The organism is Leisingera sp. MMG026 (genome assembly GCF_021654205.1).
Taxonomy (GTDB): Bacteria; Pseudomonadota; Alphaproteobacteria; order Rhodobacterales; family Rhodobacteraceae; genus Leisingera.
Genome location: NZ_JAKFZM010000060.1, coordinates 1 through 21,247, shown reverse-complemented (window position 1 = coordinate 21,247; position 21,247 = coordinate 1). Strand labels below are relative to the sequence as shown.

The following is a 21,247-nucleotide window of genomic DNA, read 5'->3' as shown; positions in this document are numbered from 1 at the left end:
CAAACTTTCGTTCGAGAGTTGATCCACCGTAAATTGAAGGTAAAGAGGCGTCACCTTACCGGCTAAGAAAGCAAGACCATGAACCCAATTGACCAACATGTGGGCAAACGCATTCGGCATCAGCGCTGGATGAAAGGCATGTCGCAACAGGATCTCGCGGCTCGATGCAATGTAAAATTCCAGCAAGTTCAGAAGTACGAGACCGGCGCCAACCGGGTTAGCGCATCGAGGCTTTGGGAAATAGCAGAAGCACTAAAGGTCAAAGTACCTTATTTTTTTGAGGGCCTTGAAATTGACGCGCGAGCAGAAAGGGAAACTGACATAAGCACTGACCCGCTGTTCGCAAAAGAAGCCGTTGACCTGGTGCGAGCTTATTACGGCATCCCTGAGAAAAGCCGAACGCAGCTGCTCTCCCTAGCGAAAACCCTTGCCGCGTAGTGTGAGTTCTGGAGTTGTGCGAGCATTCCACCGAAGCGCGACGACTAAAATCCAAATCAGCTCTCGATTGAGGCGATTGTTCGACGCTGTTACCCTCGAAGCAGGGTAAAAAGGCGCCCCTCATACGCACCCCAAGGGCGCTAAACGCTTCAATGCACATAAGAGCAGCCGGGGTGCGGTGGCAAATTCCAGGAGAATTAGATGCAGGCACATTACCTCTCAGCTGCCTTGGCCGCTTTGCTCTCCATTGCAGGCGCACCTGGCCTTTCATCGGCGGCCGAAACCCTTATCTGTGATGTGGAACCGTTTGCGGGCAGCCGCCATTTCCCAGCCAAAATAGCATTTCACCTGCAACTGGATCAGAATCTTGCTACAGTCAGACGCGGCGGGGTCATGGAAACCTACGAACAAGCTGTGCAGGCTGACGTAAAACAGAGCAGTGCAGATTCATGTCTTGGAGTGGGTTATCCAACAACCGGGCGGCCCTGAAAGCCAAGAGGCGACTGACGTGCAGTACCGCGCGGTGCTGAACACCCAAAACATGAAAATCTCCGTTTCGGCAACAGAACTCAGCGGAAACCAGGCTCAGCGGCGCGGCTCCGGTATCTGTACAAACGACGGCCGATAGCACCAGTAGTCCCGCACAGGAACCGGTCCGCTAGTTTTAAAGTCTCAAGAACGATGGAAGCAGGCAGTTGACGCCGAGCAGGCGTGTGCGTAACTAATATCTAGTTACAAATGAAAGCTGATATGTCTGAATTTCCTGAAGAATGGCGTGAACTTGCACAACAGTACGAAGCGCTTGGAACGATTGAAAAAGCCGCTGAAGCCTTAGAGCTTAGCTACTCGACGGCCAGGTGGCGGCTTGTCCGGATGGGCATAGAGATAAACCAGAAAGGGCCGTCGAGCTGGCGTATGATCCTGACCGGCCCCGAATGCCGCCAGGCTCGGATTGCAAAATCCATGTCCCAAGAAGACCTGGCAACTACGTCTGGCGTCACCGTCTCGACGATCTCCAACTTTGAAACTGGCCGCCGAACACCGCGGCCAAATACACAAGAAAAACTCGCATCCGCCTTAGGTTTGAAGGGCGGCAAGAGTGAGAATTTAGAGGAAGGTGCAGATGAATGACTGAAGTGAACCTGCCTAATCTGATCTCATTCGCAGATAATGTGCGACGGGATCGCAATCATCCGCCTCGATTGTCTCATTCCATGCTCCTTTCTTGGACAGGGGTACTTTACCCCGGTGTCCGGGAACAGGAACGAAGTTCAGACCGGTCATTCAGTTTTTTCCAATTCGACATGGGAATGCCCCCCCGCATTGGATGTTTGGAAAAGGGGGGGCGGATCGCTCCGCCCCAAGTTACCGAGGGAAAAGTGGCGTCGTCAGAAGCCGTATACCAGGGACACACCAAGCTTGTTGTCGGTGCTCTTCAGGCCCGGCAGCGGGTCACTGTCCCATTCGGTCCGGTAGGAAACACGGGTCGACAGCCGGTCGGTCATCTTGAAGTTGAAGCCTAGGTCGTTGGTCACCACTGTGTCTTCGTCCGAAAACAGCACATCTGTGTCCATAGTCAAGTTCACGGTTTCGCTGATGGCGAAGTAATAGCGCGATGCCGCAATGCCGGCGAAATCGGTGCTGTCATTGCCCAGCTGGTCCTCGACGTAGCGCACACCAGGACCGGCCTGGATCCGCCAGGTCTGATCCGGGGTGTTGATCACACGGTAGCCGGGGCCGAAGCCAATGAAGCCGTCCAGACGGTTGGAGTCGAAATCGTCGTAACGTACCGATCCCAGGCCGAACAGGTAGAATTGCTCGGTGAAGTAGCGGTTCACGTCATAGGTGACGAAGATCTCTTCCTTGTTGCGCACGTCATTATCTTCCGAGAACTCACCGGCGAAGCCGAGGGTGTGGTTCCACGGGCCATTGCCGTAGCGCAGACGGCCTGCGAAATCCAGATCGGCGGTGTCGGTGTTGCCGGTCGTGCCGGAGAAGCCAAGCGACGCGCTGCCGGTCCAGCCTTGGGCATATTGGTTGGTGCCAAAGCGGTCCTTGTCTCGGCCTTCTGCCAGCTCGTCGCCAACATCTTCCTGAATGTCGTCGATGCGGTCGTCCAGATCCTCGATCCCGACGATTGCGCCCTGCGCGAAGACAGGTGCAGCCACGAGAAGAGCCAGGACCGACGCAGCCAGAGTATTGCGTTTATTCATGGGTCTATCCTTTCCCAACAAAGTGACCCGTCCCGAATGGGCGGGGGCATCTCTGCCAATGCTGGAGATAGGAAATCCGTTGAGATTAGGGAAATTCGAAATAATTGATGATGTAACGAGTATTACTCATGTGAATGCTCGTCTTCAATATTTCCAAGCACTTCGACCGTGTGGTTGGCACTAATATCGCACAGCTCAGCCAGGACGGCGTTTTGGTCGGCGTCGATTTGTGACTGGATTGCAACAAGGGTGGCCTCCGCGGTTGCGCGGACTTCCGGATCAAGGTCGTCCCTCCAGATCGACCAGACGGGGTACGGGAACATCGGAGCATCAGGTACAAGATGCAGCCTGCCTTCATCCAGGTATTTCTTGATGTAGCGTGCAGGCAGGTAGGCCGCGGCCTGCCGGGAAACGATATAATCCGCCGCCATCGCTCCAAGCGACAATGTAAGACCTGGGTTTGTCAGATCCGGCAGCTCAAGCGCGTGGGCATGGACAAATTCCGGCCCCCAGTCGACAAAGACATAGTGCGGAACGATCTCTTCAAACGTCGCAGGCCAGGAGGCGGCAAGAACCAGGTCCTCTTCAATCACCTTATGTGCTGAAAGGCCGGGCCGAAGTTGCGGATTGTACATCAGGCCGATTTGAACGACGCCTTCGATGAGAAACCGCATGATCCGGTCAGGCATGCCAAGCTCCGCCCGGATATTCAAGGTGGGCATCTCCTGCTGCATGATGTCGATCCAGCGAAACCCCAGCCGGGGCCAAAGCGAATATTGCGCACCGACCGTCAGGGACTTGGTATAGCCTTCCGGCACCCCCACCTGCTGGCGCGCCTCCTCCCAGATTTTGATCAGGGATAAAGCGTAGCGTTCAAATTCGCGGCCCGCGGACGTCAGTTCTGCGCCGGCCTTAGAACGTGTGAACAGAGGTTTTCCTAATGCATCCTCCAGCCGCTGCACGCGAAGACTGACAGCAGACTGTGTGACAAACAGCCGTTCGCTGGCGTTCACGAAAGATCCGGTGGCAGCAACTTCAAGAAAAGTCCGGACCAGGTTGATGTCCATCACGGCACCCATAAGCGTTACTTGAGATATGTATATTTCTTATTCGTTTTTCTGCTCTGAAAGAACCCCCTATTTAGAAGCTGTGGAGGCGGGCTGAAGCAACTGATGTGCCGCTGAAAAGCGTGATGGGGACGATGCCCCAACGCAACGGCCCCAAGTCCGTCTCCACTTTCAGTAATCCCTTTTGTTGGGAAAAGGAGACCGAAATGAAACATGACGCTATCCGCAAAATGACCATCGCAGCTCTGATCTCTGTAGGATTTGCTGTGTCTGCTTGCTCGTCGGATCAAGCAATCGACAACACAGTCGGCATTGCCGCCGGCACAACCAAGGTTGTTGCCAAGGGTGCAGTAGGTGCCGGAAAACTGGTCTACCGCGGAGGCAAGGCCATTGTAGGTGCAGGCGAGTAGTCGCAAAGCTTCTACTGCCCCATAGATAGATTCATGGCGCCCGCAAGTCCCCCTTGCGGGCGCCAATGCGCATGATTGGCGCCACTCATACATAGAAATGCTGCGTTAGTATTGGCGGCAAGAGCGAAAGGCGGCTAAGTCCCGCGACATGCTCATTGACCCAACCCAAAATGCTGCAGCTTGCATCAATGGCCGGGTTGCCATGCCCAACCTCGATAATGTCCACTTGTTCGCTAATGGACATTATCCCTCACTAACGATCATCGTCAGTGCGGGCAGACCGGACGGTTACGATTGGCCTAGCTGTGGATGCAGAAGAGAAGGTCGTCTGACGTCACCTGACTGCGTGCTACCGCTATCTGTTGCAGATTGCACTTATCCGGCGTTCGGATTGCAAACATCGTATCCGGGTGGTTTTCTCCAGACATTCTCAGCATAACGAACACAGGTAACCTTTTCCAAACCAACATCGTTATGCTAAGAAAATATTCATTCGGCTACAACTTATTTACAAAATTCGAAAGGTGTATAAGGGAGTCGCGATAATTGTCCTTTGGAAGTTTTATTTCTGTTCCATCTGGCATTGTGTATGATGCGCGCTGCGGAAGCTTGTGTAGAGGTATACCCAAGCTGGCTGAAACTTTTCCAGAAGTGTGAAAATCTTTTACGTTTGACATGTAAATTGCCTCCCACTGCTTGTTGCTTGTCGGGGGTGTGACTGGTTGAGCGAAAATCGACGGGTCAGATTTATACTGCTGCCAGGCGAATTCAGAAATTTCGTTCCTGATTGACCCATACGCATTTGCAACTCCCATATTGGCAGTAAAGTTGTTAAATGGAATTTCAAAAATATTCGGCAAGCTAAGTCCGAAAGTATTTATTTGCTTGTTGAATGTAAGAACTTTGTCAGCGTACGTTTTTGCAGCTGACGACGGATACTTCCCATAGAGAAGCATCATTATACCTTTAATACCTTCCAGTGAGCTGAAATCTGCCATAACGGGAAGTATGATATTGTCAGAGGAAACAAGCGCCATTTGTGTATAAACGGAGAAGCTTGGGTTGCAGTCTATGAAGACAGTCATGGTATCATACTCCGTCTTAGCTAATTCGTAATCGCACAACCTCCTGATTGCAGTCACATACTCCTTCCAAGCATTAACATTTCCAGGGTTCATTGTTGCAAAGTTTAGTGCCAAAGCCAATGATTCCAGGAAAGAATCTCCGGCAATGAGATGAACGTTCTTAGTGATGGCAGGGTTATATCTGCTGACTCGATGCATGTAACTGGCGGGGATGCTCGTAAAAGCTGAATTTCCTTTGAGGAGCCAATCCATGAATCCTACAATGTTTCTTCGCGTAGCTTGAGATTGTAGTTTTTGGTTTGCGTTGTACCCTTTCCTGCCTCCTCCCAGAAGGAACTGGGAGATATTGGCTTGAGGGCATAAGTCTATTACTAACACCAGCTCGTCTGGGTTTTTATCGGCGTACAGGCAGGCTGCATTTTGACATAATGTTGTTTTTCCAACGCCACCCTTATTATTATAGAATGCATAAATATTTGTAGTCATGTTGGCCTCTCAACGTGCAGCGCCTCGGGTTGATTTTTCCGAGAACTTTTCCGATCAGAGCGAAATCATTTCGCATCCTGTTTCTGGAAAGCTGATCTTTTGCTGTACTGCTGTCAATGATGAAAGGTGGTTCTCCACACTTTTCGGTGTTTGGCTCCGAGGTGCGCGCGCTCGAAACGTGGTGTTTAAACTCAACGCTTATCGGTCTGGATTTATTCAATCTTCCTCGGCCTTCCTGCTCCCCCCCTGAGACATAGGTGAGGCACTACGGTGGCCTATTCAGGTTGATCTGGGTCTCCTTTCTAGACCATGGGCTGTGGTTCTTCCGGGATCGGCAGAGCATGCTATCCAACACGGCTTGGCAAAGGTCACTTTCTGCGCAAAGCGGGCGCACGATCCTACCCAGGCTGCACCAGCAGCGAATTGCACCTAAAGCAACTGCCGCAGTGCAGTTGCTGCATCATCGGCGGTTGGGAACGGACCATATGGCGCCCGCACCTGGTTAGGGGTGTCACCAATCATGCGCCAGTAGAAATCTCCTGACGTCCTATCCTCGACCACCTGGAAACGGTCTAGCCCTACTGAGAAATCGGACACCACCTTGAAGCGCTTTGCGATCAAGGCTGCTCGCCCTCCAGGAAAAGCATTGTAGATCGTGCTGGAACTCACCCCATGCTCTTTCGCGATCTTGGCAATGCTAAGGCATGTGCCGACTAACTTCTGTTCAATGGCATTCCGCATATCGGCGTCCATCGCCTTTGGCCGGCCTCCGCGACGGCCCGCAGCCTTGGCGGCCGCCAGGCCCGCTTTCGTCCGGTCTGAAATCACATCGCGTTCGAATTGCGCGAACATCGCACATACCGAATAGAACATGCGGCCAAGAGGGGTTCGTGTGTCAATGTCCTCGCGCAAGGAACGCAGAGCGATACCTTTTTCATCCAGCTCTTGCGCGATGTTTAAAAGATCGCGCTGATTGCGGCCCAGGCGGTCAAAGGCAGGAACTACCAGCTGGTCCCCCGCAGTCAGCGTATCGAGGGCAGATTGCAGCCCTTCTCGACGGGCATTCTTACCGCTCAGCTGGTCCGTGTAGATCTCATCACATCCAAGCGCCCGAAGCTGAGCGACCTGCTGGGCCAGAGACTGGTCAGCCTTCGACACACGAGCGTAGCCGACGATCTTGCCACCAGCGGCGCATTCCTGCATTGCAAATCCTCCAAAAAACGCATATAAAAACACTAGTTGGACACTGTGGTTTTTGGAAGGGTTTTTGGACACGATAGTGCCAAAACTTCTGGCCTTCAGCCCAGCCAGTAGCCTAGTCTCCAAAATGATCGTTTTTTGGAGAACAGGCAGAAATGAGTGATCAGGCAAATTCACACGAATGTACGCAAGACGAGCTGAGCGGCATTCATGGGGCAAACCTCGGTGGTCCGGTCGTCGTGATGATGACAGCAGACCTTACTCAAGTGTTGGGTGGCGAGGTTATTGACAACATGCCGGACGATCCGGGCTTAGCCTCAGCTCTTTGGGCGCAAAAGACTGCTGGCATCAAAAGGTATTATCCCGCAGACTCGGTAGCAATTCGGGGCGATCTGGCGGGGAACCTGATCACCTTCCACAAGACTGAAGAGGTTTAAAATGGCTCTCAGCGAACGATATGACGGCATTCGTTCCAAGCGCTTGCGGCATGGGTTTGCCATGCAAGAAGTCGAAAACTCGCCCGCAACGGATGAAGAAATTGAGCTGTTCCGGCGGATGGAAAACAAAGGCTGGTCAGGCGACCGGCAAGCTCGGTTTGTGATCGCGCGAGTGAAACGCCGGTATCGCACTAAGCCCCAGCCAAACAGCAAAATTGTAAAGCTGAATGGCTGACGAGCGATATTGCTACCCGCCAGACTTCAAGGTTCTAAAGAACAAATTGGGTATTCGGGACAGCGAAGAACTTGATAGGGCGGAACGCCTGATGGTTCTGGCCCGGACCCGACAAGGCGCACCTTCTGGCAATCTGGATGCAGCTCATGTCAGAGCTATTCACAAACACCTGTTTCAAGACGTGTACGATTGGGCTGGGGAGTATAGAACAGTAGGCATAGGGAAAGGCGGTAGTTACTTCCTGCCACCTGGGCGGATTGATCTGGGGATGGCGGATGTTGAGCGGAGTTTGAGAAAGGCCGAGAATTACGGGCGCGGCTTGAATGCCGACAAGTTCAGTGATTACGCTGCCGAAGTTATAGCCAACCTCAATTTCGTTCACCCGTTCCGCGAAGGGAATGGCCGCACTCAGACGGAGTTTTTGCGCCAGCTCACAGAAAGGGCAGGGCACGAGCTGCATTCAGAAAGGATTAACCGGGAAGGCTGGATAATGGCATCGCATATCTCCCGTTCTGGCCCGTCTGATCTGCTCAAGGCTGCAATTACTTATGCGATTGACCCTGATCGCACACAAACAGGCGACAAAGCACAAGCCGCAGTTCGTGACTATCTGGAAACGATCAAATCGGCTATCGCGGACATGCCGCACTCGCAAGAAAAGCAAGCCGCGATTGATCACATTGGCAAAGTCGCCAAAACCTATGAAGTGTTGATGGATCGAGAAACCAAAGCCCGGTTCTTACCGGACCAGACTCGCAGCGACGGCGGCAGATCGCGTTAGCTAAAACGCATGTTCTTCAAAGGCGCGCTCCCAAAACTGGTCGACTTTTGCTCCGCCCCGGTGGCAGGTTTTTACGCCGCCGTTGACAGCGGTCACTCGGCGGTAAAATACTCAGGTCACTTTCAATGCTGACGAGGTCTTCAAAATTTCCTCTGACAACATCTCGCAAATCGATAACGGGAGTGCCTACTCGGGCAATGTCGTTGTAGTGTTTCAAGACATGAGGCTGGAAGCAGATACGCTCGTTCTGTTAAAGCAGGAGGATGGTACGTCGTTGCTGAGAGCAGAACAGTTCTTTTTGTTCCAAACAGCTTCCGCAACAGGAAAACCTCAGCTGTAGAAACCTCGTCGATCTTGCCGAAGGCATCTGCCCTGATCGTTTTGTTCGGTGTTAGTTGACCGTCCCGCCAAGCCGCTCTGGTGTGGCTCTGGTGCTGCCTGCTACGCTGCGATAGCAGCGTAGCGACGAACTTGCGGCGGATAGGACTGCACATTGGGTCTGGCATCAAACCGCGACACGTCCAGATCGCGCTGAAACTATCCAGCATTTCCTTTCGTGGTTGAGGACAGAGCGCATTCAAATACGTGCGCGCTGATACCAACTTGAAAGGAAGAACGATGAAAACCCAAGCTCTTGTGACGTCCATGATTGCCCTTGCAGCCAGCCCGGCATTTGCTGCAGGTCACGCAGCGGTTTCCGGCTATGCTCTGGCAGATGATGGCGCAACGCTCGTCGTGATGAGCAATGTGAATGCCCCTGGCGACGTGATGACCTACAGCTTGGCATCTCCCCTGAAGGCGATTGCCTGGCGTCCGGTGACTGGCGAACTTCTTGGCTTCTCTGACGGCATGATCGCGACGATTGATCCGATGTCGGGCGATATGACCGATCTGGGTGCCGCGTTCATGGACGATGCGATGATTGGCGAAGGTAAAATGGTTGCGTTTGACTTCAACAACAAGATTGACGCTGTGCGCGCCGTGACATCGACGGGAGATAACCTTGTCTATTTCCCTGAAGGCTTCGGCGACAATGACGAGCGCGCCGGTTCCGTACGCCGCTTCACTGACCTCGCTTATGCTGATGGTGACTCCATGGCAGGCACAACTCCGATGATCTTTGCCAATGCCTATACGAACGCCATCAACGGTGAGACAGCGGGCGCGACATTCCAGTATGCACTTGATGCTGCAACCGACACACTGGTGAGCTTGGCTAACAATGCCGGTACATTGGAAACCATTGGTAAAATCACCGTTGACGGTGCACCTGTCGATTTGGCCCCGATGGGTGGCTTCGACATCGTTTCGGCCAAAGAAGGTGAGGACATGGCGCTTGCAATCCTTCAGATGGAAGGTGCTGCGTCGGCTGGGCTTTACGAGATCGACCTCGAAACAGGTGCGGCCACGATGAAAGCCAATCTTGGAATGGGTGGCATTACGGGCTTCGCGGCGTCGCTCGGGATGTAATCCGTGACGATTGGGTGGTGAGTTGATTGGTACCAGTTCAGGGTGGTCCCAGCGGCAAGAGCTTGCCGTTTGGGGCCATTTCTGTCAGTCAGGCAAGGAAAAGAAGCTATTTGAATGGCTTAGGACACGAATGACGGACCGCAGGGACATTGAAGAGCTGATCGGTAAGGTCGCCCTTGGCGACCGGGCTGCGCTGGCCGCTCTCTACGATGCCACAAGCGGGAAACTATTCAGTGTGTGCCTGCGTGTCTTGAAGAGCAGAGCCGAAGCGGAGGATGCACTGCAGGACGTGTATCTTCGCATTTGGGCCAAGGCTGACGGATATGCGGTGACAGGCCATTCTCCGATGACTTGGCTCATCACCGTTTCAAGAAATCTGTCGATTGACCGGCTACGGGCTAGAAAGGCCAATCACGTGGACCTCGACAGCGTTGGTGAGCTTGTTGAGAAGCGACCGGGGCCTGAAGCCGCAAGTATTGCTGCATCAGAACAGCGCCGGATCAGTGCCTGTTTTGAAGAGCTGCCTCCCGACCGGGCCGATGCCGTGCGTGCCGCCTATCTGGACGGCGCAACCTACCAAGCGCTTGCGGACCGCTTTGATGTACCGCTGAACACGATGCGGACCTGGCTGCGCCGCAGCCTGATATCATTGAAGGAGTGCCTTTCGCGATGAGCGACCACCAGGACATACCGGAAGACGAGGCGTTGGCCGCCGAATACGTCTTGCGCCTGCTGGACGCGGACGCGGAGCGGGCATTTGAAGCACGGCTTCAGGTGGAGGCTGACCTTCGTGCGCATGTGCAGTTTTGGGAGGCTAAGCTCGCAGCTTTGACTACTGATCTGTCTGATGAGGTTCCTTCATCTTCGGTCAGAGCGAAACTAATCGCCGAATTGAATGGCGAGGAAGCCCGTCCAAGACGCGGATGGGCCTGGAGTTGGTTCGCCTTCCCTGCATTGGCCGTTGTTGCCGTCGCCGCGTTCCTCGCTTTCAGCCCTATGCTGCGCGGCCCGGCCTTTGACCCTACGCTTCATGCGACACTAATCTCGGAAGATGGCGCTGTGCATATTGAGGCAGGTTATTCCCCGGATGGAAACCTGTTCAAAGTTATTCCCAAACAGGGTGCGCCAGCGACAGGCCGGGATTTTGAGCTTTGGGTGATCGGCGCGAATGCTGATGCGCCCGTGTCCCTGGGTGTGATCCCGGCGGATCAGGAAAGCTTGTTCGAGATCACTCCCGAGATTGCAGCCTTGATTGACGGTGGAGTATTAGCCGTTTCGGATGAACCCGAAGGCGGCTCGCCCACCGGTGCGCCTACAGGGGCCGTATTGGCGACTGACGAATTCTTTGACGCCGATTTATTTCAGGCGGGCTGAAACTCTTCCGCACATCGTGCCGTGGCTCTCGTAACCGCAAAAGATCGCGGGCAACCACGAGAGGAGAAAATATGAAAATCATATCCAATCTGGCCATCGCAGCCGCAGCGCTGACAATCGCAACTGCTGCCTATGCAGAGAACCCCATGGTTGGCGGCGCGCCCATGTTCGAAACCAAGAACATCGTCGAAAATGCGGTGAACTCGGCAGACCACACCACGCTCGTCGCCGCTGTTCAGGCTGCAGGCCTGGTCGAGACGTTGCAAGGCCCAGGCCCCTTTACAGTCTTTGCCCCCGTGAACGATGCCTTTGCCGCATTGCCTGCAGGAACCGTGGATACGCTCCTGAAGCCTGAGAACAAGGACATGCTCGTCAAAGTGCTGACCGCGCATGTCGTTGCTGGTGATTGGTCCGCCGCAGAGATCGCAGGTCAGGCCCGCGCTTCGTCCGATGGCTTCTATCACTTTAACGCTGTATCGGGCGATGCCCTTTCGGCGCAGGTGAAGGGCAACAATGTCTACATTTACGACGAAAACGGCAATACTGGCCGTGTGACCATCGCCGATGTCGATCAGTCGAACGGCGTGATCCACGTTGTCGATACGGTTCTTGTACCGAAGTAAATCGAGCAGACCGGCATGGATGGGCCAGCCTACCCTTTGGCTGGCTCATCCAAACACTATCCGAACAGGTGCCACATGAACCGCAGAACTTTGCTCATGATCACCGGCGCAGCCTTACTGGCCCGGCCCCTTCAAGCCGCGACATGCGGATTTGAGATTTGCCGCAGTGAATCCGAATGGCGGGAGCGCTTGAGCGAAAGAGAGTACCTCGTCTTGCGCCAGGAAGAGACCGAACGCCCTTATACCAGTCCGTTGAATGATGAGTATCGGGCTGGCACCTACCGCTGCCGGGGATGCGATCTGCCAGTCTACGGCGCAGACGCGAAGTACGATAGTGGCACCGGTTGGCCCAGCTTTTTTGAAAGTCTGCCGAATGCTGTTGGCACAAAAGAAGATCGCAAATTCATCTTCCAGGCCCAACCGCACCGAACGTGCACAGATGGGGGTTATAAAGAACACAAGGCGAACCCAAGATGCAGTGACCATTCTCTGCGTGCTGTTCGAACTGATGAGATACGGGACGTTGCTGCTGTTCGCCTCAGCTGCAACCTGGCCCAAATAGCCCGAAAGTGCATTATTGGGCGTATGAAGAACAACCAGAGGACAGCAGCCATTCTCTCGGCCATGCCAGAATCTTTCCGCCCTTGGTCCCATGTCCGATTGCCAGTCTTGTCCCTGGAGTTCGGTAGCGTCCTCGTTCGCTATGAGTACTGCAGAGCCGTGGAACTTTAGCAGGTCCGTTACTACGGCCCAGCTTCTCGCCCCCGGGTTATTCGATCCCGTTTGCCTGCTGCAGTTCCCGCACATACCGAGTGATGCCCTTCACGTCGCCATCGGTCAGCCCGTGCTTGGCAGGCATGTTGCCAAAATTCCAGTGATGTGCCCGCACGCCGTTTCTGACCGCGAGCATAAAGGCGGCGTCGCCGTGGTGCGATGGCTCATAGATCTTGTGAACCAGCGGCGGCCCCATGCCGTTGCGGCCTGCGGCATTGTCTCCGTGGCAGTCAGCGCAAATCGCGTCATAGGCGCGCTTGCCGATCCGGGCAGTGTCACTCAAGTCCGGCGGCAGCTGAACCTCGGCAAGCGGAGCTCCGGGTTTCAGAACGGCACTCTGCGTGGTTGCCTCGCCTCCATCGGTGCTGTGGTAAACGTAGTAGGCCACCGCGGCAGCTGCGGCAGCCACGATAACAAGGTTCTTGTTCATGAGGATCTCTTTCTCTCAGTGGTGAACGAATCTGCTTTCGGGCCGTATCGAGGTTGACCAGCAACTTTTGCGAGGCCGAGCGCCCCGCCGAAACCGGCCGCTGCGAAGGCGCGGATCTCTTGGTACCGGATCCGCACGTCCTCGCTTTGTTGATAGAATCGGAACAGGTCCTTCAGAGGGGATGAAAACTCCTTGTGGGCGGACAACATTGCCACCAGCGCGCCCAGCGAGACCCGCTCCTGCAACACGAAATACCCGCCGAGGGAATAGAACAGGAATGGCGTTAGGGCGGTCAGGAAGTTGTTGATCGCCTTGGCCTGGAATTTCAGCCGGTGGATCTGCAGGCGCAACTTCAGCAACTGCCGGAAACTGCGTGCGACCGGCAGCATGCCTTTCCCGGAATCCCGCTTTTGCCGGTCCAAATGCTCACCTAGCAAGCGCATCTCTCGGATCCGTTTGCGGGACACTGCATTCACCCGCCGTTGAAGACGCGGCACAATGATCAACTGCAGCGGAAGCACCGTCAGGGCCGCCGCGGCGAGGATCGGATCCTGCACGAACATGAACAGAAGGATTGTCGCCAGCGTGCCGCCTTGCAGCAGCGGGACGGTTAGCAGTTCGGAGGCAAAGCTGCCGACAGGCTCGACCTCGGCGCCAAGAACCGGCATGATCGCAGGTTGGCGCCGAGTAGGCTGATCCTGCCTCCACTGGCGGTAAACGGCAAGGCGAAGCCTGCGCACGAAGCTTTCGGCAACGCGCCCTTTTCGGATGTTCAGCCAGTATTTGTTTAGGCCGTTGAGTGTGATGACTGCCAGATAGGCGCCGCAGAGAAGAAACAACAGCGAAACTTGCGAAAGCTCGACACCAAACACCACAACCGGACTGCTGCCGTTTTCAAACACGCGGTTCACGATCTGCTTGGGCAGCTCAAGAGACAGGTAGACGATCGGCATCGCTGTCAGGCTGAACAAGATCAGGATCTGCTGATGCGGCCCGGTCGTGCGCAGGATATAGCGGGGCAAGCCCGGCTCCAGACCGCCCGCCGGGAATTGAGCTGGAGCTATCGGTGCCGCCCGCCGTAGAAGCCGCCGGCGCAGCAGCCAGGCGGCCTGGCCGGCCAAGGTGAGCAAAAGCAGCGTTGGCGCCAGCACCAGAACCAGATGCATCACCGGGTGGAGCCATTCGGGTGCGCTGTCATCGTACCAGAACCCGAATGCGCCTGCGGCATCATGTGTGAGAGTGTGCAGATCCAGCATCGTTGCCTTGATTGCCTATTGTCAGATTTCTGCCGGTGCAGTGTTTTGATGGTTGTGCGCTTGGGCGCCTGATGGGCCTGCTAGGAGTTTGGGAGAGAGGAGGCCGGCGTTCCGACCTCCTCTGCCGGTTATCTTACCGCAGTCACGGTCAGCTTACCTTTGACCCTTTCGGCAACGAACTCGATACTGCCGCCTGCCTGCATCTGCTCCAGCATTGCCGCGTGAGCCACACGGAACACCATGGTCATTGCGGGCATCTCCAGATCAACCAGTTCTTCATGCTTGATTGTGACCTTGCCGGATTTGGCGTCGATTTTCTTGACCGTTCCGGCCGTGAAGGTGCCGCCGCCGCCTTCGAGCACCGCGACCGGCCCATGCATGCCGGACTCATAATGGCCGGGGATCAGGCAAGCGAACTCGAATGTGCCGAGATTGGAGAAGGTCCAGATAATTTCTCCTGTTGCACCCGCGTCCAGACGCACCGAATTCGGGTCGTCATGTTCCATGTCCATTTTGGCCATGAGCTCTTTGTGGTGGACATTTCGCTCGGCCGTATCCAGCACGAATTCATGCTCCAGCTCGCCGGCGTTGGTGATCACGAACTTGATGGTTTCGCCCTTGGTAAAGGAAAAACCGGAGGGTTCGAAAATCATCTCACCGTCGTCGGTTTCCTTCATGGTGACAGCGATTTCGCGGTCTGCATGGGCTGCCTCTCCGGGCTTGCCGACCTCCATTTCGTCATGATGGCCGCCGCCGTGGGTGCCGGCGGCAAAGGCCGGTGCAGCGGCTAGAGCGCCAAGAATGGCTGCCGATAGAATCTTGTTCATATCTGTCTCCTCGTCAGGTTTGGTTGGGGTCCAATGGCTGGTCAGCCCTTGGCGGTGGGTTTTGGGGTAATGCGGGTTTGCGCGTTATCGGCGCGTGCAAAGTCGGGCAGTTCACCGGTCCATTCATAGGCCTGGGTGCCGGGAGGGTTTTCGTACCAGCCAGGATCGCTGTAGTCGTTTGCTTCAATGCCTTCGCGCACCTTCACGACCGAGAACATGCCGCCCATCTCGAGCGGGCCATCGGTCCCCAGCCGGCCATCATAGGTACGGTGTTGTCGGGCAGCGGCATCGACATCTCGCCCATGTCGGCCATGCCGGCGGTTCCCATCGGCATGTATTCGGGCTGAAGGTTGCGGATCTGGCCGGTCAACTTGCGCTTGTCGGTGCCGATGAAGGTCGGCACGTCGTGGCCCATCGCGTTCATCGTGTGGTGCGACTTGTGGCAGTGGATCGCCCAGTCGCCCGGATGCACCGCGTCAAACTCATAGGCGCGCATGGCGCCGACGGGGATGTCAATCGACACCTCGGGCCAGCGGGCGCTTTCGGGAACCCAACCGCCATCGGTGCAGGTGACCTCGAAGTCGTAGCCGTGCATGTGGATCGGGTGGTTGGTCATCGTCAGGTTGCCGGTGCGCACCCGCACCCGGTCGCCCTGGTTGACTACCAACGGGTCAATATCCGGGAAAATCCGGCTGTTCCAGGTCCACAAGTTGAAGTCCGTCATCTCCATCACCCGCGGCACATAAGAGCCTGGATCGATGTCGAAGGCATTGAGCATGATCAGGAAATCCCGATCCACTGGCATGAAGGCCGGATCCTTGGGGTGCACGATGAACATGCCCATCATGCCCATGGCCATCTGTACCATCTCGTCGGCATGCGGATGGTACATGAACGTGCCGGATTTGGTCAGGTCGAACTCGTAGACAAAGGTTTTGCCCGGCGGGATGCCCGGATGGCTGAGACCGCCGACCCCGTCCATGCCTGACGGCAGGATCAACCCGTGCCAATGTACCGAAGTATGCTCCGGCAGTTTGTTGGTCACGAAGATGCGGACCCGGTCGCCCTCCACTGCTTCGATGGTGGGACCGGTGGACTGGCCGTTGTAGCCCCACAGATGCGCGGTCATGCCTTCGGCCAGCTCGCGCTCGACCGGTTCCGCCACCAGGTGAAACTCCTTCACCCCGTTGTTCATCCGGAACGGCAGGGTCCAGCCGTTCAGCGTGACTACCGGGTTGTAGTCCGGCCCAACAGAGGGAGGTAACGGTGGCTGAGTGGCCGCAGTGTCCATGCTGGCGGCTTCGGGCAGGCCCATGTTCGAGGTCTTGCCCCACGCTTGACCAGAAACCAGCGCAGCACCCGCAGCGCCGGCTCCAAGCAATTGACGTCGATTCATCATTTCATTCGTTCCTTTCAATGGCCTGCGCCGCCGCCACCGGCAATCTCTCCACCGCCGCCTTGGGGGGCCGAGCCAGCGCCTCCGCCTCCGCCGTAGATCGCGGCACCTACATTCGCCTGCGCCAACCAGAAGTCACGTTTGGCATTGGCAGCCTCCAGCGAGCTCGCCAGCTTTTCGCGAACGTCGGTCAGCAGTTCGAAGGTATTGGTGATCATGCCGTTGTAGCTGAGCAGCCCTTCCTCCTCGATAGACCTGCGTAGCGGCACCAGCACGTCACGATAGTGACGGGCGATTTCGTAAGAGGAGTGGTAGGCTAGTTCTGCGCTGCGGGCTTCGGAACGGACATTCACCGCCCGTTCAGCCAAGGCATTGGCCGCTTGCATATAAGACAGCTCCGCCTTGCGCATCCGCGCCTTGCCGGTGTCAAATACCGGGATGGCAAACTCCAGCTCCAATTGTGGAAGGGTCTCGGTGTTGGTCACTCCGTCCTCGCGCTCGCGCTCCGCCTCAAAGCCTGCAATCAGTTCCAGATCCGTCACCAGCCGGGTCCGGTCCGTCAGTCCAAAGGCCCGGGCCTGCGCCTCAAGTCCAAGCTTGGCGACCTGCAAATCCACCCGGTTCTTCAGAGCTGCCTGCTCGATGGAGGACACTTTGGGCAAAGACTTTGGCAAGGATGGCAGAGCATCGGGCACGTAGTAGTTGGCATCGCTGCCCCACAGGCCCATCAGCCGCGTCAGCTCTTCCTTGGCGAGCTTTGCTTCCAGACGGGCTCTGGCGACTTGGCCTGCCAGTTCGGCATTGAAGGCAAATTCCCGCGCCTGCCCCGCCTTGTTCAGCGCGCCGGTCCTGCCTAGCTGGCTCGCCAGCTCTGCCCCTGCTGCCGCAGTCTCGCTGGCCTGTCGCAGATAACTCAGCCGTTCAAAGGCCGCCACGGCAGTGATCCAGGCCTGCCGGGTCTGCCCGGCCAGCGCCAAGGTATCGTTCACCGCGTTCAGCTGGGCCTGCTGGAACTGGGCCTCGGCCACAGCGATGCGCTGCTTGCGCGTCTTCACGTCCAGCAGGTTCACGGCGATGGTGGATTCCAGCGCCCGGTACAGGCCCAGTTCAGGCGCCCCGATCCCCAACAGGCCGATCGACACCACCGGGTTCTCCGGCGTCATCTGCTGCCAGGCCTCCGCCGCCGACAGCCCGACTGCAGCATAAGATGCCTGCAATCCTTTGTTGTTCAAAAGCGCCGCTTGCACCGCTGTGTCGGCGGAGATCGTCTTGCCCTGCACGAGGCTGCGGACTTCCTTGGCCAAAGCCTCGTTTTCCGCCTGTGTTTGCGCAAAGGCCGTGCGTTTGCCGATGACCGCCGAAGTCTGACTGGCCACTTCCTGAAATCCGGCCTGCGGGCTGGTGTACTTCTCCGGTACAGCGGCCGAGCAGGCAGCAAGTACCACGGGCGACGCCAGCACGGCGCGCCAAACTCTGATCCTCATCAGTGGTCCTCCTGCTGCTGATCATTGACGCCACGCCAGGAAACCGGGCCGCTGGGTTCTTGGCGTTCATAGCCCGAGAGGGGAGACTGATAATTCAGGGTACGGTAAGGGCCGGATTGCGCAGCAACCCTTTGCAACGCTGCGGTATCGGGCAGCGCTGCTGGATCAGCGGCACACGCCCCCAGCAGCAGGGCGCATGCCCCGGCCAGAAAAGGAGATTTCATCTGTTTTTCCTGAGAATAATCTGTAGTGGTTCTGCGCTTAGGCACAGAACGGCTTTAATTACCGCTTCTGCGGGTCAGATTTTCAGGATCTAGGAGGACGCAGGACCTTCACACGATCCTGAGACGGCAGCTGCGCGGAAGCCATCACCCAACGGACAGGCTGCTGAACAAAAGCGGCATCAGGCTGCAAAGAAAGTATTGCAAGGGCCATACAGGCGCCCGCGCAGCAGTTTCCGGCATCAGCGGTGTATTGCGCAGTGTCTTGACCATCGTTTTCGGCAATATGGGAAGCCTTATGCGTTACGCCGGCCACAAAGGAGGCAGTATGGCTTTGTCCGTCGTGCGACATCGCTGCATTGCTATGATGGCCCGCGACAGAATGCGCAGCGGATGGCAACGAAAATCCCAACACAAGAACTACCGCAAAAGCAGCGGCGACCCTGATCAGCCGGAAGATACGTGCCAGAAACATCATGCGGGTATTGCACAGCACCGGAGCAGTCCGCGTCAAGATGGCAATGATGTATTCAGCGCACGAATTTGAGCATTTCAGAAGCGTTTTCCTCGAAGTTCCCTGTCGGATCGTATGCGACTACAACGCGAAGCAAACCTTCCTGCGCAGGAGGGCTAAGTCTGATAAGACTTATCGAAAGTGACGATTCGTTGGCTGAACAGTTCGGCAGAGTGGTCAAGCCTGTGGCTGCTGAAACGCCTGCTTCGGTGATCCTGCAAGCTTAGGAAGATTGTCAGCGATACCCGGCGCAGGCCGGTTTCGGGCAACTCCCGCATAGGCTCAGTTGTCGCCAGGACCGTGGTCGGTTTGCCCTTTGCTTCTGATAAATCCAAGAGAGATCGAGATAATGATCCGAAGTGTGAACGCTTGAAGCTGCCGCCATTCGCTGCGTGCTGTTTGAACTGGTAGGGTGCGCAACGAAACCACCCGTCGCCGCGGCTGTTCAATCCTTGCTGCGGTTGCGAGGGAATGGGAAGGCAGTGTTTTCCACCCCTAAGACTGCTTTCAGAGGGCAACAGTTCTAACTCGCAGTGCGGATGATGTGGCCCGCTCGCGATACTTCGCAAAGCCTTGATTCTACGGTTTATCCGCCTCAGTGGTCCGCGCGGCGAAGTTTTGGACAAAAAGCATTCGAGCGACTTGCGTCAGCAAGCTGCCCCAAGCACATTTGCCTCAAAACTAACTATGGACTCTTTAGGAAATTCAGCGTCAAAATTGGTATTGAAGCCAAGCTTGCATGGTACCACGGGACGTAGGTTTCCAACGAAGATCGCTCGATTGAGGACCTGCCCGGCGCATGAGCCTGCCCACACTCACCTTATGCCGAACTTGCCGCGACGCAGACCCTGCCTTTTTTGGGCAGGTCGCCGCGGCTTTGGAGGCTTCGGGAGGAAAAGTAAGGCTGCAGCAGGTGGAATGTATGTCCGGTTGCAAGCGGCCGCAAACCCTAGCTATGCGGCAAAGCGGGAAGACCGCCTATCTATTCGGGGAAATCACCGCGGGTGACCTGCCGGACATCCTGACCTTCCTGCGGATGTATGAGGTTAGCCCGGATGGCAATTTTGCCGATGCCAGGCCGCTGGGCCGACTGCGGTTTAAGGTGATCGCCCGCATCCCTGCGGATCTGGACTGAACCGCTTGCTGCCGGCAGGACAAAGAGATCCAGCAGTTTTTTGCCGAGAAATTGGAAATTATCAGGGGTTCCTGCCTTCCGGTTTCCGCCCGTGCATGACGCTGACGTGTTTTAAATTGGCGGAATCATCCTTGACCGGACTCAGCCGCACGGGGCATTACCACATGATACGGTGTCTGATGGTGCCTAAGCACTGGGACTGAAACGGGAATGAGGACGGTGGACCAAATCGCGGCACCGAAGCCTCAACCGCCCCCGCGACTGTGAGCGGCGAGCGGCCTTCCAATATCCACTGGCCAAGGCCGGGAAGGAGGATGGCAGCAGCGACCCGCGAGTCAGGAGACCGGCCGTGTGGTAACGCAACTTGTACCGTCGGGTGTGACGGTAAGGAGGACTAAAAATGACGACCAAGACGCTTAAGGCTTCCGCCGCTGGCACCAGTGTTCTTCCGGCACTGTTTGCAGTGGTTCTGGGTTTCGGGATCATCACGCTGACCGGCCATGTTCAGGCATCTGCCCTGCACGACGCCGCGCATGATGTGCGCCACGCAACTGGCTTCCCCTGCCACTAAGGCCATGTTCAGTCGCATTCTGACCAGCGGCCTGTTCGCTGGCGCTGCAGCAGGGCTGATTACCGCCCTGCTGCAGCTCGTTTTCGTGCAGCCCGTGCTGCTGCACGCTGAGCTTTATGAATCAGGAGAGCTGGTGCATTTTGGTGCCGAAGCGGTGACGGCCCATCCCGACCTGCCCGGCATGTTTGCCGAACCGATGCGTGACGGGCTCAGCATCATCTTCACCATGCTGACCTACACCGGCTATGCGCTGGTGATGGCGGCGCTGATGTCGGTGGCTGAACGCCAGGGCCACGAGATCAACGCGCGCACCGGTATTCTATGGGGCCTGGCGGGTTTCATCACCTTCCACTTCGCGCCCGGCCTGACGCTGGCGCCGGAAGTTCCGGGCGTGGCCGCCGCCGATGTCGGTGCGCGTCAGATCTGGTGGGGGGCAACTGTGGCCGCCGCGGGCGTTGCCATGTGGCTGATTGCCTATGGCGGCAGCTTGGCGGGCTATACCGTCGCAGCCCTGCTGCTGCTGGCGCCGCATGTAATCGGCGCGCCTGAGCCCGAAAGCTTCACCGGCCCGGTTCCGACAGAGATCGGCGCCCTGTTTGCCGCCCGCGCCTTTGGCGTCGGCATGGCCGCCTGGGTGCTCTTGGGCAGCTTTGCCGGCTACTTCTGGCAAACCGAAGGCAAGCGCGCAGAAGCCGCCGCCTGATACTGGCCCAGCCTGATCCCCGCCGGGTTCGCCCGGCGGGGAAACTCTTTTCCGAGGATACCGATATGTCCCGCTCTCTTGCTCTTTTTGCCATAGGCCTGATCTTTGGCGGCGGTG

At 56.5% G+C, this 21,247-nt stretch carries 27 protein-coding genes and 1 riboswitch; of the genes, 15 read left to right on the top strand and 12 right to left on the bottom strand.

Features of this window, described 5'->3' with window-relative positions:
- Positions 1 to 78 precede the first annotated feature (78 nt).
- The 3 genes from L1069_RS21400 (at position 79) to L1069_RS21390 (ending at position 1,569) form a co-directional block, all read left to right on the top strand.
- Positions 79 to 438 carry a helix-turn-helix transcriptional regulator gene (locus L1069_RS21400; RefSeq protein WP_129373458.1) on the top strand — a complete coding sequence of 120 codons (360 nt, stop codon included), beginning with the start codon at positions 79 to 81 and terminating at the stop codon, positions 436 to 438.
- Positions 439 to 639: 201 nt separating this feature from the next.
- Positions 640 to 927 (top strand): hypothetical protein, encoded by a 288-nt coding sequence (locus L1069_RS21395; protein WP_129373457.1) that lies wholly within the window; start codon positions 640 to 642, stop codon positions 925 to 927.
- A gap of 261 nt (positions 928 to 1,188) precedes the next feature.
- Complete coding sequence (locus L1069_RS21390; protein WP_237456978.1) at positions 1,189 to 1,569, top strand: helix-turn-helix transcriptional regulator; 381 nt, start codon at positions 1,189 to 1,191, stop codon at positions 1,567 to 1,569.
- A 257-nt stretch (positions 1,570 to 1,826) separates the two neighbouring features.
- Here the strand turns inward: L1069_RS21390 and L1069_RS21385 are convergent, their stop codons facing one another.
- Positions 1,827 to 2,651 carry a DUF481 domain-containing protein gene (locus L1069_RS21385; RefSeq protein WP_129373456.1) on the bottom strand — a complete coding sequence of 275 codons (825 nt, stop codon included), beginning with the start codon at positions 2,649 to 2,651 and terminating at the stop codon, positions 1,827 to 1,829.
- Positions 2,652 to 2,773: 122 nt separating this feature from the next.
- Complete coding sequence (locus L1069_RS21380; protein ID WP_129373455.1) at positions 2,774 to 3,718, bottom strand: LysR family transcriptional regulator; 945 nt, start codon at positions 3,716 to 3,718, stop codon at positions 2,774 to 2,776.
- A gap of 206 nt (positions 3,719 to 3,924) precedes the next feature.
- Between L1069_RS21380 and L1069_RS21375 the strand changes: the two genes are divergently transcribed.
- Positions 3,925 to 4,128, top strand: coding sequence for a hypothetical protein (locus L1069_RS21375; RefSeq protein ID WP_129373454.1), 204 nt, complete (start codon positions 3,925 to 3,927; stop codon positions 4,126 to 4,128).
- A gap of 497 nt (positions 4,129 to 4,625) precedes the next feature.
- Here the strand turns inward: L1069_RS21375 and L1069_RS21370 are convergent, their stop codons facing one another.
- Positions 4,626 to 5,699 (bottom strand): ParA family protein, encoded by a 1,074-nt coding sequence (locus L1069_RS21370; RefSeq protein ID WP_129373453.1) that lies wholly within the window; start codon positions 5,697 to 5,699, stop codon positions 4,626 to 4,628.
- A 429-nt stretch (positions 5,700 to 6,128) separates the two neighbouring features.
- Complete coding sequence (locus L1069_RS21365) at positions 6,129 to 6,974, bottom strand: recombinase family protein (RefSeq protein WP_129373452.1); 846 nt, start codon at positions 6,972 to 6,974, stop codon at positions 6,129 to 6,131.
- Positions 6,975 to 7,054: 80 nt separating this feature from the next.
- Here L1069_RS21365 and L1069_RS21360 point away from each other — a divergent pair, with 80 nt between their 5' ends.
- The 8 genes from L1069_RS21360 to L1069_RS21325 all read left to right on the top strand — a co-directional run bounded on the left by L1069_RS21360 (position 7,055) and on the right by L1069_RS21325 (position 12,551).
- Positions 7,055 to 7,336, top strand: coding sequence for a hypothetical protein (locus tag L1069_RS21360; protein ID WP_129373451.1), 282 nt, complete (start codon positions 7,055 to 7,057; stop codon positions 7,334 to 7,336).
- A gap of 1 nt (position 7,337) precedes the next feature.
- Positions 7,338 to 7,571 carry a hypothetical protein gene (locus tag L1069_RS21355; RefSeq protein WP_129373450.1) on the top strand — a complete coding sequence of 78 codons (234 nt, stop codon included), beginning with the start codon at positions 7,338 to 7,340 and terminating at the stop codon, positions 7,569 to 7,571.
- The gene (locus tag L1069_RS21350; RefSeq protein WP_129373449.1) at positions 7,564 to 8,352 is read left to right on the top strand and encodes a Fic family protein; all 789 of its coding nucleotides are present in this window, start codon (positions 7,564 to 7,566) and stop codon (positions 8,350 to 8,352) included. Before L1069_RS21355 ends, L1069_RS21350 begins: the two co-directional genes overlap by 8 nt.
- A gap of 618 nt (positions 8,353 to 8,970) precedes the next feature.
- A complete protein-coding gene (locus L1069_RS21345; RefSeq protein ID WP_129373448.1) occupies positions 8,971 to 9,822 on the top strand; it encodes a DUF4394 domain-containing protein in 852 nt (283 codons plus the stop codon).
- Positions 9,823 to 9,952: 130 nt separating this feature from the next.
- Positions 9,953 to 10,495 carry a sigma-70 family RNA polymerase sigma factor gene (locus L1069_RS21340; RefSeq protein ID WP_129373447.1) on the top strand — a complete coding sequence of 181 codons (543 nt, stop codon included), beginning with the start codon at positions 9,953 to 9,955 and terminating at the stop codon, positions 10,493 to 10,495.
- The gene (locus tag L1069_RS21335; RefSeq protein ID WP_129373446.1) at positions 10,492 to 11,196 is read left to right on the top strand and encodes an anti-sigma factor; all 705 of its coding nucleotides are present in this window, start codon (positions 10,492 to 10,494) and stop codon (positions 11,194 to 11,196) included. The genes L1069_RS21340 and L1069_RS21335 overlap by 4 nt, the downstream gene beginning before the upstream one ends.
- Positions 11,197 to 11,267: 71 nt before the next feature.
- Positions 11,268 to 11,819, top strand: coding sequence for a fasciclin domain-containing protein (locus L1069_RS21330; RefSeq protein WP_129373445.1), 552 nt, complete (start codon positions 11,268 to 11,270; stop codon positions 11,817 to 11,819).
- 15 nt (positions 11,820 to 11,834) lie between these two features.
- Positions 11,835 to 12,551: a peptide-methionine (R)-S-oxide reductase gene (locus L1069_RS21325; RefSeq protein WP_343328080.1), complete on the top strand. Its 717-nt coding sequence runs from the start codon at positions 11,835 to 11,837 to the stop codon at positions 12,549 to 12,551.
- A gap of 37 nt (positions 12,552 to 12,588) precedes the next feature.
- Here the strand turns inward: L1069_RS21325 and L1069_RS21320 are convergent, their stop codons facing one another.
- The 8 genes from L1069_RS21320 to L1069_RS21285 form a co-directional block, all read right to left on the bottom strand.
- Positions 12,589 to 13,023, bottom strand: coding sequence for a cytochrome c (locus L1069_RS21320; RefSeq protein ID WP_129373443.1), 435 nt, complete (start codon positions 13,021 to 13,023; stop codon positions 12,589 to 12,591).
- Positions 13,020 to 14,279: an ABC transporter ATP-binding protein gene (locus L1069_RS21315; protein WP_205877464.1), complete on the bottom strand. Its 1,260-nt coding sequence runs from the start codon at positions 14,277 to 14,279 to the stop codon at positions 13,020 to 13,022. Before L1069_RS21315 ends, L1069_RS21320 begins: the two co-directional genes overlap by 4 nt.
- 128 nt (positions 14,280 to 14,407) lie before the next feature.
- Positions 14,408 to 15,106: a copper-binding protein gene (locus L1069_RS21310; protein ID WP_129373442.1), complete on the bottom strand. Its 699-nt coding sequence runs from the start codon at positions 15,104 to 15,106 to the stop codon at positions 14,408 to 14,410.
- 41 nt (positions 15,107 to 15,147) lie between these two features.
- Positions 15,148 to 15,324 (bottom strand): hypothetical protein, encoded by a 177-nt coding sequence (locus L1069_RS21305; protein WP_237456977.1) that lies wholly within the window; start codon positions 15,322 to 15,324, stop codon positions 15,148 to 15,150.
- Positions 15,309 to 16,505, bottom strand: coding sequence for a copper oxidase (locus L1069_RS21300; protein ID WP_237456976.1), 1,197 nt, complete (start codon positions 16,503 to 16,505; stop codon positions 15,309 to 15,311). The genes L1069_RS21305 and L1069_RS21300 overlap by 16 nt, the downstream gene beginning before the upstream one ends.
- Before the next feature lie 14 nt (positions 16,506 to 16,519).
- Entirely contained in the window at positions 16,520 to 17,986 is a 1,467-nt protein-coding gene (locus tag L1069_RS21295; protein WP_129373441.1) for a TolC family protein, read from the bottom strand.
- Positions 17,986 to 18,210 carry a hypothetical protein gene (locus L1069_RS21290; protein ID WP_129373440.1) on the bottom strand — a complete coding sequence of 75 codons (225 nt, stop codon included), beginning with the start codon at positions 18,208 to 18,210 and terminating at the stop codon, positions 17,986 to 17,988. The genes L1069_RS21295 and L1069_RS21290 overlap by 1 nt, the downstream gene beginning before the upstream one ends.
- Positions 18,211 to 18,292: 82 nt before the next feature.
- The gene (locus L1069_RS21285) at positions 18,293 to 18,685 is read right to left on the bottom strand and encodes a hypothetical protein (RefSeq protein ID WP_129373439.1); all 393 of its coding nucleotides are present in this window, start codon (positions 18,683 to 18,685) and stop codon (positions 18,293 to 18,295) included.
- An 835-nt stretch (positions 18,686 to 19,520) separates the two neighbouring features.
- On the opposite strand from L1069_RS21285, the gene L1069_RS24215 reads away from it, so the two are divergent.
- The 3 genes from L1069_RS24215 (at position 19,521) to L1069_RS21270 (ending at position 21,130) form a co-directional block, all read left to right on the top strand.
- The gene (locus L1069_RS24215; protein WP_129373438.1) at positions 19,521 to 19,856 is read left to right on the top strand and encodes a DUF1636 domain-containing protein; all 336 of its coding nucleotides are present in this window, start codon (positions 19,521 to 19,523) and stop codon (positions 19,854 to 19,856) included.
- Between the two features lie 153 nt (positions 19,857 to 20,009).
- Positions 20,010 to 20,223: riboswitch (cobalamin riboswitch) on the top strand.
- A gap of 33 nt (positions 20,224 to 20,256) precedes the next feature.
- Positions 20,257 to 20,427 (top strand): CbtB domain-containing protein, encoded by a 171-nt coding sequence (locus L1069_RS21275; protein ID WP_082015742.1) that lies wholly within the window; start codon positions 20,257 to 20,259, stop codon positions 20,425 to 20,427.
- Positions 20,428 to 20,431: 4 nt separating this feature from the next.
- Positions 20,432 to 21,130: a CbtA family protein gene (locus L1069_RS21270; protein ID WP_129373437.1), complete on the top strand. Its 699-nt coding sequence runs from the start codon at positions 20,432 to 20,434 to the stop codon at positions 21,128 to 21,130.
- The last annotated feature ends 117 nt before the right edge of the window (positions 21,131 to 21,247 follow it).

Bases quoted from the DNA above. Each gene is read 5' to 3' on its own strand.
- L1069_RS21305 (WP_237456977.1), bottom strand. From the start codon at position 15,324: ATGTTCTCGGTCGTGAAGGTGCGCGAAGGCATTGAAGCAAACGACTAC.
- L1069_RS21315 (WP_205877464.1), bottom strand. From the start codon at position 14,279: ATGCTGGATCTGCACACTCTCACACATGATGCCGCAGGCGCATTCGGG.
- L1069_RS21295 (WP_129373441.1), bottom strand. From the start codon at position 17,986: ATGAGGATCAGAGTTTGGCGCGCCGTGCTGGCGTCGCCCGTGGTACTT.
- L1069_RS21360 (WP_129373451.1), top strand. From the start codon at position 7,055: ATGAGTGATCAGGCAAATTCACACGAATGTACGCAAGACGAGCTGAGC.
- L1069_RS21400 (WP_129373458.1), top strand. From the start codon at position 79: ATGAACCCAATTGACCAACATGTGGGCAAACGCATTCGGCATCAGCGC.
- L1069_RS21380 (WP_129373455.1), bottom strand. From the start codon at position 3,718: ATGGACATCAACCTGGTCCGGACTTTTCTTGAAGTTGCTGCCACCGGA.
- L1069_RS21340 (WP_129373447.1), top strand. From the start codon at position 9,953: ATGACGGACCGCAGGGACATTGAAGAGCTGATCGGTAAGGTCGCCCTT.
- L1069_RS21330 (WP_129373445.1), top strand. From the start codon at position 11,268: ATGAAAATCATATCCAATCTGGCCATCGCAGCCGCAGCGCTGACAATC.
- L1069_RS24215 (WP_129373438.1), top strand. From the start codon at position 19,521: ATGAGCCTGCCCACACTCACCTTATGCCGAACTTGCCGCGACGCAGAC.
- L1069_RS21350 (WP_129373449.1), top strand. From the start codon at position 7,564: ATGGCTGACGAGCGATATTGCTACCCGCCAGACTTCAAGGTTCTAAAG.
- L1069_RS21275 (WP_082015742.1), top strand. From the start codon at position 20,257: ATGACGACCAAGACGCTTAAGGCTTCCGCCGCTGGCACCAGTGTTCTT.
- L1069_RS21290 (WP_129373440.1), bottom strand. From the start codon at position 18,210: ATGAAATCTCCTTTTCTGGCCGGGGCATGCGCCCTGCTGCTGGGGGCG.
- L1069_RS21285 (WP_129373439.1), bottom strand. From the start codon at position 18,685: ATGATGTTTCTGGCACGTATCTTCCGGCTGATCAGGGTCGCCGCTGCT.
- L1069_RS21270 (WP_129373437.1), top strand. From the start codon at position 20,432: ATGTTCAGTCGCATTCTGACCAGCGGCCTGTTCGCTGGCGCTGCAGCA.
- L1069_RS21345 (WP_129373448.1), top strand. From the start codon at position 8,971: ATGAAAACCCAAGCTCTTGTGACGTCCATGATTGCCCTTGCAGCCAGC.
- L1069_RS21370 (WP_129373453.1), bottom strand. From the start codon at position 5,699: ATGACTACAAATATTTATGCATTCTATAATAATAAGGGTGGCGTTGGA.
- L1069_RS21335 (WP_129373446.1), top strand. From the start codon at position 10,492: ATGAGCGACCACCAGGACATACCGGAAGACGAGGCGTTGGCCGCCGAA.
- L1069_RS21375 (WP_129373454.1), top strand. From the start codon at position 3,925: ATGAAACATGACGCTATCCGCAAAATGACCATCGCAGCTCTGATCTCT.
- L1069_RS21320 (WP_129373443.1), bottom strand. From the start codon at position 13,023: ATGAACAAGAACCTTGTTATCGTGGCTGCCGCAGCTGCCGCGGTGGCC.
- L1069_RS21355 (WP_129373450.1), top strand. From the start codon at position 7,338: ATGGCTCTCAGCGAACGATATGACGGCATTCGTTCCAAGCGCTTGCGG.
- L1069_RS21300 (WP_237456976.1), bottom strand. From the start codon at position 16,505: ATGATGAATCGACGTCAATTGCTTGGAGCCGGCGCTGCGGGTGCTGCG.
- L1069_RS21395 (WP_129373457.1), top strand. From the start codon at position 640: ATGCAGGCACATTACCTCTCAGCTGCCTTGGCCGCTTTGCTCTCCATT.
- L1069_RS21385 (WP_129373456.1), bottom strand. From the start codon at position 2,651: ATGAATAAACGCAATACTCTGGCTGCGTCGGTCCTGGCTCTTCTCGTG.
- L1069_RS21325 (WP_343328080.1), top strand. From the start codon at position 11,835: ATGGATGGGCCAGCCTACCCTTTGGCTGGCTCATCCAAACACTATCCG.
- L1069_RS21310 (WP_129373442.1), bottom strand. From the start codon at position 15,106: ATGAACAAGATTCTATCGGCAGCCATTCTTGGCGCTCTAGCCGCTGCA.
- L1069_RS21390 (WP_237456978.1), top strand. From the start codon at position 1,189: ATGTCTGAATTTCCTGAAGAATGGCGTGAACTTGCACAACAGTACGAA.